This window comes from Sediminicola luteus, assembly GCF_040566555.1.
GTDB lineage: Bacteria > Bacteroidota > Bacteroidia > Flavobacteriales > Flavobacteriaceae > Sediminicola.
In genome coordinates this window covers 239,084-252,633 of record NZ_JBEWYP010000001.1, presented here as the reverse complement: position 1 = coordinate 252,633, position 13,550 = coordinate 239,084, and the positions used below count along the sequence as shown (strand labels likewise).

The 13,550-nt window shown below is 37.9% G+C and carries 8 protein-coding genes and 1 tRNA gene; 7 read left to right on the top strand and 2 right to left on the bottom strand.

Annotated elements, in window-relative coordinates:
• Window positions 1-74 precede the first annotated feature (74 nt).
• A tRNA-Pro gene (locus ABXZ32_RS01040) sits at window positions 75-152 on the top strand.
• Between the two features lie 287 nt (window positions 153-439).
• Here the strand turns inward: ABXZ32_RS01040 and ABXZ32_RS01035 are convergent.
• Together ABXZ32_RS01035 and ABXZ32_RS01030 are read right to left on the bottom strand one after the other, a co-directional pair.
• Window positions 440-3,274, bottom strand: coding sequence for a PAS domain S-box protein (locus ABXZ32_RS01035; RefSeq protein WP_354616836.1), 2,835 nt, complete (start codon window positions 3,272-3,274; stop codon window positions 440-442).
• Window positions 3,275-3,582: 308 nt separating this feature from the next.
• Window positions 3,583-4,305, bottom strand: coding sequence for a ribonuclease activity regulator RraA (locus ABXZ32_RS01030; RefSeq protein ID WP_354616835.1), 723 nt, complete (start codon window positions 4,303-4,305; stop codon window positions 3,583-3,585).
• A 107-nt stretch (window positions 4,306-4,412) separates the two neighbouring features.
• On the opposite strand from ABXZ32_RS01030, the gene ABXZ32_RS01025 reads away from it, so the two are divergent.
• From ABXZ32_RS01025 to ABXZ32_RS01000, 6 genes are all read left to right on the top strand, one after another.
• Complete coding sequence (locus ABXZ32_RS01025; RefSeq protein ID WP_354616834.1) at window positions 4,413-5,357, top strand: sugar phosphate isomerase/epimerase family protein; 945 nt, start codon at window positions 4,413-4,415, stop codon at window positions 5,355-5,357.
• Window positions 5,358-5,381: 24 nt separating this feature from the next.
• On the top strand, window positions 5,382-7,688 hold the full coding sequence (locus ABXZ32_RS01020) for a chondroitinase-B domain-containing protein (protein ID WP_354616833.1): 2,307 nt from the start codon (window positions 5,382-5,384) through the stop codon (window positions 7,686-7,688).
• 13 nt (window positions 7,689-7,701) lie between these two features.
• Window positions 7,702-9,951: a heparinase II/III family protein gene (locus tag ABXZ32_RS01015; protein ID WP_354616832.1), complete on the top strand. Its 2,250-nt coding sequence runs from the start codon at window positions 7,702-7,704 to the stop codon at window positions 9,949-9,951.
• A 558-nt stretch (window positions 9,952-10,509) separates the two neighbouring features.
• Window positions 10,510-11,568, top strand: a complete 1,059-nt coding sequence (locus tag ABXZ32_RS01010; RefSeq protein WP_354616831.1) for a polysaccharide lyase family 7 protein — start codon at window positions 10,510-10,512, stop codon at window positions 11,566-11,568.
• 74 nt (window positions 11,569-11,642) lie between these two features.
• Window positions 11,643-12,764 (top strand): polysaccharide lyase family 7 protein, encoded by a 1,122-nt coding sequence (locus ABXZ32_RS01005; RefSeq protein WP_354617300.1) that lies wholly within the window; start codon window positions 11,643-11,645, stop codon window positions 12,762-12,764.
• A 12-nt stretch (window positions 12,765-12,776) separates the two neighbouring features.
• Window positions 12,777-13,550 carry an SDR family NAD(P)-dependent oxidoreductase gene (locus ABXZ32_RS01000; RefSeq protein ID WP_354616830.1) on the top strand — a complete coding sequence of 258 codons (774 nt, stop codon included), beginning with the start codon at window positions 12,777-12,779 and terminating at the stop codon, window positions 13,548-13,550.

Here is a 13,550-nt window from a genome sequence, read left to right as displayed (position 1 = left end):
TTTTTGACTTGTCATTCTAAGTATTATCCTATATTTGCAATCCGAAAATAAGATAGTTTCTATCCTAAAATTTTCGGGGTGTAGCGTAGCCCGGTTATCGCGCCTGCTTTGGGAGCAGGAGGCCGCAGGTTCGAATCCTGCCACCCCGACCAACAAAAGCCAGACAGCAATGTCTGGCTTTTTTGTTTTCCGGCGTCAAAAGCTTGCTTTTGTAAGTATGGAAAACAAAAAAGATAGAAACCGAAGGTTTCAAGTTTTTGTTGAGCACCGGTGCATTCCTCTCCTCACCTCCAGCTCGTCGTCGGATGCAATAACAGGATCACCGATCCCGAGACTTCGGGAGAGGTAATCCTATAGCAAGGAGTAAGCTTGTTTCTTGACTCCGGTATAAACAAAAAAGACAAACAGGCGCTAGCCTGTGATTTGTTGATTATGGCATTTATGATGCCGGAATATAGATGTCAAAGGTAGTGCCCTTATCCAATTCACTGGTTGCTGAAATGAATCCATTATGGTTCTCAATAATTTTTTTAACGATAGCCAGCCCGATGCCAGTTCCCGGATATTGATCCCTGCCATGAAGTCGTTGAAACACTTCAAAAATCTTTTCAGAGAATTCTTCTTTAAACCCAATGCCTTGATCTTTAAATGAAATATGTAAATAGGTTTGGTTGGGCTTAACCCCATCATGGTTCAAGGTGTGGCCCTTAATTTTTTCGCTTGTTATATTGATCCGTGCCGGATGCCCTGATTTAGAAAATTTAAGGGAATTGCTAATGAGATTGAGAAATAATTGTTGAAATTGAAACGGGATTAAATGGACCTGTCCAAGCTCCTGTACATCAATTATTGCCCCTTTCAAGATGTCGGTTTCCGCGAATTCTGCCTTAACAGATTCAATAATATCATTTAGGTTTGTAAGTTCAAATTTGCCTTTATGTGTATTGGCGTGCGATAGGGCCAGTAAATCCTGGATGAGGGTTTGCATTCGGTCAGCTGCATTATGCATCCTTAAAAAATAATTTTTACCTTTTTCTGAGAGGTTTTCCAATTCGGTCTCTACGATCTGACCAGCAAAGGTTTGGATTTTACGCAAGGGCTCCTGAAGGTCATGGCTGGAAATGTAAGTAAAGGATTGTAGCTCCTTGTTCATTTTTTCCAGTTGTTTGTTCTGGTTTTTGAGTAATTCTTCGGCCCTTTTCCTTTCCGAAATATCTTGGTAAGAGAATACCGTATAGCGTTCGGAGTTGAGCCTGATTATTTCAAAGGAAATTATCGCAGGAAAGACTTCACCAGATTTACGGGTATACTGCACTTCAAAATCCTTCATCGCATCCGTTTGCTTTAATCTCATCAGGAGTTGCTCCGTTTCATCAACGGACAGGGCCTGAATTTCCTCAAGGCTTCTCTTTTCTTCTAGAAATCCAAAAATGTAGGCAATAATCCTTTTGTATTCCTGAGGTCCTATCAGCCCTAGTTCCTCAGTGGTTTTACCAATAACTTCTTCCTTAGTATAACCAAATGTGCTACAGAAAAGGGAATTTACATATTTTATCTTGTTGGTTTTGATTTCGGACAACGCCATGGGCACTGGGTTACTGTCAAAAATCTTGTAGAACCGTTCCTCACTGGCTCTTAATTCTGCCTCATGTTTTTGCTGTTCGGTAATGTCCTGTCCCGTTCCCGACATACGAACTATTTCACCTTGTTTATTGGTCAATACCTTTCCAGTGCCTTTAAGAGACTTGATGGTACCATCAGGGCATGTAATTCTATGAATTAAAGTATAGGATTGATGGTCTTTATAAGCTTGCTGTACAGTGGCATTCATTAATTCTCTGTCATCAACATGAACGTAACCGAGAAAGGATTCGTAATTTGGTTCAAAATCTTCCGGGTCCAATTCATAAATCCGGTATAGTTCATCTGACCATTCTATAGTATTGGTCTTCACATCCCATTCCCAACTACCTATATGGGCAAGTTCTTGAGCTTCAATAAGCTGTGAGGTTTTTTTGTTGATTGTTTCCTGGGCTTGCTTTCTAAGTGATATATCGCGGAGGAATCCTATAAAAATATGGCTATTGTTAATTTTTGCCGCAGAAATCTTCAATTCAACCGGAATTTCAATCCCGTTCTTTGTCACCGCGAACATCTCTACTGGTTTGTTTATGGCCGGCCCTTCACCAGTCTTTAAAAAATGATCCATTCCTTTTGTATGCCTTTGGGCATAGCGTTCGGGGATTATGGTTTCTGTCAATAGTTTTCCTACTGCCTCCTTTTTATTCCATCCAAAAATTTCCTCAGCTTCAGGGTTCCAACTAATGATAACCCCTTTCTCGTCAATGGTGATTACCGCATCCGGTGCAAACTGGAGAACGGCCTGCATTTCTTCGTAGACCTCCTTTAGGTTGGATTCCAAGAAGGAGGAATGTTCTAAATGTTCATGGATATCCGTATGTGTTCCAACCCAACGAATTATTTTCTGCTCACCATCATATATTGGAAGGACACGGGTGATAAAAGAACGGAATTTTCCATCGGCCCCTCTAAGAGGAAAGGTCATTTCAAAGGGTTTTCCAGTATCTAGTGCATCCTTCCATCCCTTTTGAACCCTTTGTAATTTGGTTGGTTCAATTACGGATTGCCAGCCCAAGCCTTCCATTTCTTCTTTTGCAGTATCTGTATATTCGTACCAGCGTTGGTTATACCAGAAGACCCAGCCGTCAGCATTTGCCATCCAGGCTAAATTTTGAATATTGTTGGCGAGCGTGCTGAACTGGGTCTCGCTTGCTTCAATTTTCTTACGGGCCTCTACCTGTTGGGTAATATCTATCAAGGTGTTGATAGCACCCGACAAATTCCCATTTGCATCGAAGGTAGGTTGTGGATTTGGAATGATATGGCGCCTACTTCCGTCAGGCCTTTCAATGAGGATTTCAAAACTAAGAGGCCGCTTTTCCTTTAAGGCCAACGCCATAGGACATTCTTCAAGTGGCAAAGGAGTGCCGTCTTGCTTGTATATTTTCCAAGACCCGCACCATAGGTCCTTTCCTATCAAGGGTTTGGTCCCCCAAAGTTCCGCTGCCGCATCATTGTATAATTGGATATATCCTTCTGCATTGCATGTATATACCGCAATTGGTAAACCGAACAATAATTCTCTATACCTCGCTTCACTATTTTTTATCTCTTCATTTAACAGTGCCAACGAAGAAGCAGCGGTCGGGTCTTTAATAGATTTTTTATTGGATTTTGAAGGGGTTGAACTCATATTAATACAACATCTATTTAAAACCGCCCAGCCACTTTTTCGGGAAGACTATGGGTATTTATAACTTTTATGTCGGCATTATTGCTGACATGTTTTGTCCTTTTCAATATAATACAAATGATATCCGGTAAGCCCTTCTGTCATTATGTTTCAGGAATTAGTAAATACCTGCACAAGTAACTGGAGGAGTTTTGGAATCTCTACATTCATTTTATACGAATCCAACACTAAAATAAAGATAGTGAAATTAATGTTAGTTGCTGTTGTGTATCGTTATTTCAGGATTAAATATTGGGTTTTATGCTTCATTATTTATTGCTAAGTTTACTTCTCCATATTTCAAATTCATCCTTGATCTTCTTATCTGTTAGTGGGTATAGTCCAATAATAGGTTTCCCTTGTTGGACATTTAATAAAACAAATTCTTCAAACAAGGTCATTTGCAAGCATTCATCGGCCACCTCATCGGCAATTTTTGCAGGAATTACCATTACTCCATCTTTATCACCTACCAATATATCTCCAGGAAAGACCGCAACATCACCACATCCAATAGGTTCATTAATGGCAATAGCCTGATGCAGCGTAAGATTGGTAGGTGCTGAAGGCCGATTGTGATATGAGGGAAAATCCAACTCCGCTATTTCTGCTGAATCGCGGAACCCTCCATCCGTCACTATACCAGCTGCGCCTCTGATCATTAATCGGGTTACCAATATGGAGCCGGCAGAAGCAGCCCTTGCATCCTTTCTACTATCAATTACCAATACAGACCCTTTGGGACATTCTTCAACGGCGACCCTTTGTAAATGTTTCGGATCTTTGAATACCTCAATTGTATTTAAATCTTCCCTGGCCGGAATATACCTCAACGTATAAGCCTCTCCCACCATGTTTTTTTTGATGCTACTTAATGGAATTACGTTTTGAATGAATTGGTTTTTTAGGCCTCTTTTAAATAAGCATGTGGCAATAGTTGCTGTACTTATACTTTCAAATTTCTGTAAAAAAGGGACTTGGATTTTTTTCATTTGGCATTTATTATGTTAAAATATTTGAATACTACTAAAATATCTATATTTTTGGTTAACCAATTTGGTAAACCAAATTTAATAAATAATTTTCAATCTATAGCGAAATGGCCACAAGACGAGATTTTGTAACTAAGACAGCTAAAGCAGCATGTTTTTTACCTTTTGGCACAATTCCCCTACATAATCTTAAAAGTTTCTATCCTGATAGCACCCTTGATATTAATATATTTTCGAAACATCTCCAGTTTTTAGATTATAAAACAACAGGAGAAATGGCTGCCGAAATGGGCTTTTCAGGGGTAGATTTAACTGTGCGCCCCGATGGGCATGTGTTGCCCGAATTAGTGAAAACCGATCTTCCTAAAGCCATTGAGGCTATTAAGGCAAGTGGTACCAAATGTAAAATGATTACCACAAGTATAGAAAGTATAGACAATGTCCTGGATGTGGATATTTTAAAAGCTGCTTCCCTAGAACAAATTGAATATTACCGAACCAATTGGTTTAAATATCATGAAAATTCATCGATGCCAGATTCCTTATTGATCTATCAGAATGAGGTAAAAAAGTTGGGCAATTTAAATGAAGAACTAGGACTAATTGGTTGCTACCAAAATCACGCAGGTGTTAGTGTGGGCGCATCCTATTGGGAAATACAGAAAATTTTGGAAACTGTAAATCCAGCATATTTTGGAACGCAGTATGATATTCGGCATGCAATGGTTGAAGGTGGTTATTCTTGGGAAAACGGATTGGAACTTTTGCACTCTAAGATTAAGGTTATTGTACTTAAAGATTTTAAATGGGATAAGGTAAATGGTAAGTGGGAGGCTATTAATGTGCCCATTGGAGAGGGCATGGTAGACTTTACTAAATATTTTAAGTTGCTTAAACACTATCAATTAAAGCCCCCAGTTTCCCTGCATCTCGAATATGATCTGGGTGGTGCGGAAAAAGGGAATCGAGAGATTTCGGTAGATAAAAAAGTTGTATTCGATGCCATGAAAAGAGATTTAAAGAAAGTACAGCAGCTGTGGAAGGAAGCGTAATAATAACAAACAACACAAAATCTTATGAAAAGAGCCTTATGTATTACAACCGCGTTTATTCTTGTGGTATTATCAACATTACATGCCCAAACCAATAGAATTCTAGTCCAAGACATGGGCGAGTTAAACGAGGCCATTAAAGATTGTAAGGCTGGTGATAACATTATCCTTGCAAATGGTATTTGGAAGGATGTTGAAATAATATTTTATGGTAATGGAACCAAGGAAAGACCGATAACATTAACTGCAGAGGAAAAAGGGAAAGTAACCATAGAAGGGGTTTCCAATTTAAAATTGGGGGGCAGTTATTTAATTGTTGATGGTTTGCATTTTAAAAATGGGTATACGCCAACCGAGAATGTTATTCAATACAAGATCAACAACGATTCCATTGCTAATAATTGTAAGGTAACCCAATGTGTTATTGAAGAATTTACCCAGCTTGATCGTGATGTTAGTGACCATTGGATAGAATTTTGGGGAAGAAACAACGAATTGAGCCATAGTTACCTTGCAGGCAAATCTAACTTTGGGCCAACCATTATGGTACGTTTGGAAGGTAATGAGAATATATACAACTACCATAAAATCGTCAATAATCATTTTGGACCTAGACCTCGTAAAGGTGGACCCCATGGGGAAACCATACAATTGGGCAGTAGCGGAACTTCAATGACACCATCCCATACCCTGGTTGCCAATAATTTATTCGAACGATGCAATGGCGAAATAGAAATAATTTCCAGCAAATCAAATTTTAACGAATTCAGAAATAATGTGTTTTTTGAAAGTGAAGGCTCCTTGGTGTTACGCCACGGAAACTACGCTACCATAGACGGCAATATTTTTATTGGTAATGATAATTCCAAATTTATAGGGGGTATCCGCGTCATAAATACAGGGCATTGGATAACCAATAACTATTTCTATAAGATAAAAGGAACGGAATTTAGAAGTGCTCTGGCGGTGATGAACGGTATTCCAAAATCCCCTCTAAACAGATACAACCAAGTGACCGATGTTGTAGTAGCACACAATACTTATGTAAATTGTAATTCACCTTGGCAGTTTAGTGTAGGCTCTAATGTTAGTCAAAGTGATGTTTTGCCGGCCACTGAAATACGCTCGGCACGTCCGGAGCGTGTTGTACTGGCAAATAATGTCATTTACAACAAAGTTGCCGACGAATACCCAATCATTAATTATGACGAAGTAGATGGGGTCACTTTTAAAAACAACATTATAAATAACGAATACAAAAGTGATGTTAAGCCCGAAGGACTTATCACTGAAGATTTTACTGTAGTAAAAAAGTCTGATAAGTTATTTGTGTTGGATGAGAATAAAAGTGACGTATATGCTGGTTTTGATTTTGGAACTATTAGTAAAGATTTATTCGGTAACGAAAGGACCCCAGATAATAATAGTATAGGGGCCTTTGTAAACCCAATTAAGGAAAATTTGAATTTATTGGATAAAACCAAATATGGCACCGAGTGGTTTTCATCCGAAAAGAAAATATCAACGCCAAGAACCTTCAATGTTTCATCTGCCAAAACCCTTAAGAATGCCATTGAAAAAGCCAATTCAGGGGATATTATTTCCCTTGCGAAAGGAGTTTATAATGTGAAGTCGAGCTTAGCGATCACTAAAAATATCACTATTGTTTCTGCTCAAAAGAACGAGAAAGCAGAGATTTTATTTACATCCCCAAAAACAGCATTTGAATTACACCCGAAAGGCAACCTTAGGCTAAAGGATATTGACTTGACTGGAAACCAATCTCAAAATACATTTAGAACCTTGGATAAGAACATGTCCAAAGCCTATAACCTCTTTATAGAGAATGTGGGCATTAAAAATTTTCAATCGGTATTGGAAGTTTCCCAAGGGTCTTTTGCGGATACCGTTTCTGTAGCTAATTCTACTTTTAAAAATTGTGACCGTGGTTTTATGCTTAACAAAGAAACCAATGATGGGGGAGATTATAATGCAGAGTTTGTCACCATCACCAATTCAACTTTCGATAATATTAAGGAAACTGTTTTGGATTATTATCGAGGTGGATACGATGAATCTACCATTGGGGGTAACCTAACACTCAAAAACAACGTGTTCACAAATAGCGGTAAAGCTGAAAAAGACCAAATTCTAATAAAAAATAGAGGGATTGTCAATGTAGAGTTTTCAAATAACACCTTTAAAAACAACCCTGTAAAACTCATCGCCATTTTATGGGGAGAGAAGGGGCAGGAACCAGGAGATAATATCATTGAAAATTCCGGCAAAATTGAGGTGGTTCAGAATTTGAAATTAAAATTAATGTATTAAAAAGATCAAATAAATGAATAATGTAATATGCATTATATGTATTGTTTGTTTGGTGATTTTTCAAAAGGCATCAGCTCAAGAGATACCCTCCAATCGTATAATTGAAACCAATGAACTTGCAGAATATCTAAATCCGGAAGTACAAAAATCTTTTGGTGGCGTCAATACTATTTCAAAAGCTACACTGGCAACATACTTTCGCGAAAAATTCTCTGAACGCTATTTTTACGATTGGAAAGATTTTGATGAAAGATTTGAAAGGTATAAATCAATTTTCCCAGAGGTTGAAAAAGGACATACAGAAAAGGCATTTGACCATATTTCTAAGTTTTCAGATTCTACAAAATGGAAATTGCCGTTTAATTACTTGAATGGCGAACCTGTTAATGCCTACGCATTGCGCCATTTGGCGAGACAGCACAAAATGGTGGATATTGCCTTCTATTACAACTATGAAAATAAGGACAGGAAGTATATAGATTATTTCAAAAACCAATTAAGATCCCTGAACAGTGCGCTATTAGCTGGAGATTATGAGCAAATAGAAGATGGAAATGGGGTATATGAAGCTTTCAGATCGGGGTATCGTATTTTGAACTGGTTGCATATTCACAATATGTTTTTGGGAGAAAAAACATATTCGTACAAAGACCAGCTTTTAACAATTGCCACCTTATTGCAACACGGGGCGCATTTATATGAAACGAATGCAGATTTTGTTCCGGGCAACCACCAAACAAGGGGTATGTCCGCCCTGGCCATGCTATCCATTTTGTTTCGGGATTTTGAGGGGACAGACAAGTGGTATGATCGTGCGATGATGCAATTGAACGCCCATTTGGAAAAGGAAATAAATAATGATGGGTTTCAGTTCGAACGAAGTGTCCATTACCACATGAGTGATATAGATAACTATTATTACGTCTATCAATTAGCAGAAAATAGCGGCCTAAAAATAAATGCATTTTGGGTAAATAAGTTGAAATCCTTGTTTACCACCTTAACTAAAATTGCCTATCCAGATAAATCCGCCCCGGTCCTCTCTGATGATACCAATTCTCCATGGGCCGAAAAAAATAATATTTCAGGGGCTTTGACCTTGGGCTACCTGTTATTTGAAGATCCAGAAATGGGTTATTTCTCAAATAACTATGTGGAATCAAAAATGTATTGGTATGTGAGCGATACCCAATTAGAATTACTCGATAACATCAAAGCAAAAACACCCGAATTTAAATCGATAGCTTTTCCAACAACAGGGTATTACTTTATGCGCGAAGGCTGGGCGGGCAAAGATAAAGTAATGGTTATTTCAAATGGGCTCGATGCAGAAAAACCAGATCACCAACACGGGGATATGTTAGGCATCCAAGCTATGGCAAATGGGCAGGTTATCCTACCTAATTACCAAGTACGGTATTCCCTTAAAGATTATGAATTCTTCAAAAATTCACTGGTAAAAAATGTGGCCTTGGTGGATTCAGAATTACAAGGAAAGGGCTATGCCTCCAATGAGGGTGGCAGTGGTTTTGGAAAGTTCAAAATTCTGCCGAAACCCAAGACCATAGGTTGGGAAAGCAACAAATTTTTGGATTTTTTTGTGGGAAGCCATAATGGTTTTGAGGATGTTGGAGTAGATTATACGAGACAGGTTATCTATCTTAAAGATGATTTTTGGATCGTAAAAGACCGTTTAATATCCAATAGGCCACATGCGTACAAACAAATTTGGCAAGGACATTACACTTTGGAAAACGCACCTAATTTATTGCGTTCCACCTTTGACGATGGTTCGGGTTGTGACATTTACCAACTTGTCCCTGTGGATTCGGTCACCACTGAAGGACAAAGAGGAAAAGAATGGGCAGTAGTAACAAAAGATAATAAAGCTGATTTCAACTTCATAACGGTTGTTTTTCCTTTTGAAAAATTTGATGATAGAATTGATGAACTAAAACCAAATCCGAATTTAAAAGGTTGGCAGGTAAATAATTCTAAATGGAAAGTTGATGGGAATCAGCCAATCTCATTAACCAAGGAGAATCTCTCTGTTTTCTTTTCAGTAAAAGAATTGGAAGTAAACAAGACTAAAATTTCGTTTTCTGAGGAAACTGACGTTTTTATTAGTCTGGATAAGAACAGACTAAGCATTCAATCGCTACATACTAGACCATTTAAGATTGTAGTTGCGGGGGTTAAGGAAAATGGCAGCTCAACAATTGATCCAGGGAAGGAACTCATTTTTACGTTGAACAATAATTAAAAGCATTGGAAAATTCAACGGTTAACTGGAAAGAATCACCTTACTATTATTTTGGTGGACATGCTAACTGAATAATAGTTGAGGATTCTGTAAAGTTCTTGCTCTGCTACTTCAACAACAGGTATATAATGGAAGATTGGCTAAAGAATTTTGGATAGTGATAAAGGAATACTTGCGTGTTGATTTTGACTTGCATTATGCTTACAATGTTGTTTTTGAGCGTATTGAAATATTATTTTAGGGAGCCTATAAACGTTAAAATCCCTTATAAATTTTGGTAGGGGCATAAATTAACATATATTGGTTGACCAATCTAGCAAACCAATTTATCAAACCAATATGGTTTATAAAATTTTGTTACTTCCCAACCCCATTTTATGGGGTGAAATGGGGTAGAAACCAAGGGAGAATATCATTTAAAATTCCGGGAAAATTGAGTTGGTTCAGAAATTGAAATTAATGTATTAAACCAAATTCTCAATCAAAAGGCCACCTAGAAAACATTATATCCAATGTTTTAAATTGAAAAGAAGTAAACAATACTAATAACGCAAAAAAATGGATGCCATAATTGTTAAATCATTTGTACGATCTCTTTTATCACTAACTCTTATAGTAGTGCTAAATAGTTGTCTTGATACTACTAAGAAAACTAATGATCAAGATTCAGAAGCTACAATTTATCCAAGCGATGTAATTCCCTTTATGGATGAATGGAAAATTCTTTTGGGAGATGGTACGCATAGAGATACATTAATGAATTATGCAAAAAAAGATTTTTTCTATGTTGCAAATGATGGGAAACAGGATTGGGTGGTATACAAAACACCTAATTCTGGTATTACCTCAAGAACATCAAGTAATACAAGAACGGAATTAGGTCAAAAAAAACATTGGACACCTGAAATTGGTGGTAAATTAACTGGGACATTAAAAGTAATGCATGTTTCAACCTCAGGTGATGCAAGAGTTGCAGCTTCTTACTCGGTAGTAGTTGGGCAGATTCACAGTGATGAGGGGCACGAGAACGAACCTATAAAGATATTTTATAAGAAATTTCCCGGACACACAAAAGGATCAGTTTTTTGGAACTATGAAATCAATACCGAAGGCGATAATTCAAAAAGATGGGATTATTCAACAGCAGTTTGGGGTCATGACATGTCTGTTGTAGGATCGGATTCAAAAACCTACCCAGAGGAACCAAAAGATGGTATTGAAATAGGGGAAAAATTTAGTTATGAAATAAATGTTTATGAAGGTATTATGTATCTCACTTTTAAAAGTGAAGGCCATGAGACTAAAACATTCACAAAGAATTTATTGAAATCGGATTTTTCCAAAAAATCGGATATTCCTCAACAAATATGGACATTATACGCAGCTATAGGTCGTGACGGGGTTGAACGAGAAAATGCCTATGCGGGTGAAATACAGTATTTCAAACAAGGTGCTTATAATCAAACAAACGGCAAATCCCCAGAAGAAAATATAGTATGGAGCACTGGATCGGAAACCTATAACGGAGATATTGCCAAACAATATGCCAATGGAAGCTATACGGAAGTTTGGTTTAAAGAAGCAACTGTAGGAGAAGGAACAGCACCCAATAAGTAATATTTTTAAGCATCAAAAAGCACATAAAATTTGCGCTTTGAATGAAAAATGAAGTTACAACCAAACCATATAAAATGAACAAAAAAATTATCACATCAGGAGCAATGTTAGTAGTACTTTGTCTTTTCATAGTACTAGGTAGCTGCAAAAATAAATCTAAAGAATCAAATACTTCTACTACACTCGGTACAAGTAAAAAAGAAGTAGCAAAAAGCGTTTACCCAAGTGACGTTATACCTTTTTTTGATGAATGGAAATTAATTTTGGGCGATGGTTCCAATGTGGGGCATGCAAATAATTTTGAGAACAAAAATTTCTTTTATACTGTAAATGATGGCATTAGCGATTGGGTCGTTTTTAAGACACCCAATGGGGGAAACACTCATGGAACTTCCAACAATACAAGAACTGAATTGGCGCAAGTAAAAAAATGGTATCCAAAAACTGCGAATGATAAGTTGACAGCTACCTTAAAAGTAATGAATGTATCCGCTACTGGTGATGCTCGAGTTGCGGCTTCCCATGCTGTAGTGGTAGGTCAGATTCATAGTGCTGACGGACATGAGAACGAACCGCTTAAAATATTCTACAAGAAATTCCCAGGTCATTCTAAAGGTTCTGTTTTTTGGCATTATGAAATTAATACAGCAGGAGATGATAATTCAAAAAGATGGGATTATTCAACAGCAGTTTGGGGTAATGACTTTTCTGTAGTTGGTACTGATGCAAATACTTACCCAGAAGAACCTAAGGATGGTATTTCATTGGGTGAGGAATTTAGTTATGAAATAGAAGTTGTTGATGGTATTATGAACTTAACATTTACTAGTAAGGGACATGAAACCAAAACGTTTACAAAGAACTTAATCGAATCCGATTACAGTACCGCTGCTGATATTCCCGCGCAAACTCAAAAATTATTTGTGCCAATTGGTCAAAACGGAGTAGAGCGTAAGAATGCGTACTCAGGTGAAGGTTGTTTTTTTAAGCTTGGTGCGTATAATCAAACAAATGGAAAGTCGCCCGAAGTAAATAGAAACTGGTGTTCTGGTGCAGAAACACATGGAGGTGATATTAAAAAACAATATTCCGATGGAAACTACGCCGAAGTGTGGTTTAAAACAGCAAGTATATCTGTAAGTGATGCCTCTGTGTCGAATGAAGGCTATTTCACTAAAAATGATAAAATCAAATAATCAAGGGAAAAAATGGACAACAACAATAATAAAATAGTTGGCAAAAATGTTCTTATAACCGCTGGTGCCCAGGGAATTGGGGAATCAATAACCAGGCACTTTATTGATAGCGGAGCCAATGTAGCCATCCACTATTTCTCCAGTGCAGATACGGCCAATCAATTAGTGGAATACGCAACCAGAAAAGGACAAAAGGCGGTTGCTATATCTGGTGACTTAACAAACGAAGCCGATGCAAATGCAATGGTTGAAAAAACAATAGAGGCATTTGGTGGACTAGACATACTGATTAATAATGCCGGTTCACTTGTTGCACGTAAAATGCTTAGTGAAATGGAGGCTGGGTTCTGGCATAAGGTAATGGATATTAACCTTACTTCCATGATGTTTGTGACGCGAGCGGCAGCTCCTTACCTAGCAAAAAATGACAACAGTAGTATTGTTAATTTGGCATCCCTAGCTGGGCGCAAAGGGGGTCACCCTGGGTCATTGGCTTACTCTACCAGCAAAGGTGCTATATTAACACTGACACGTGCGCTATCGTCAGAATTAGGACCTCAAGGCACTCGCGTTAATGCGGTCGCGCCAGGGCTTATTCTCGGTACTTCTTTTCACAACACCCATACAACTAAAGAATCAGCCGCAGCAACAACTGCGGGCATTCCCATCCAAAGAGCTGGTAATGCCTCTGATGTAGCACGAGCAGTTTTGTATCTGGCGTCCGAATACGATGGCTTTATTACGGGTGCAACACTGGATATTAATGGAGGTGTTTACAATATGTAG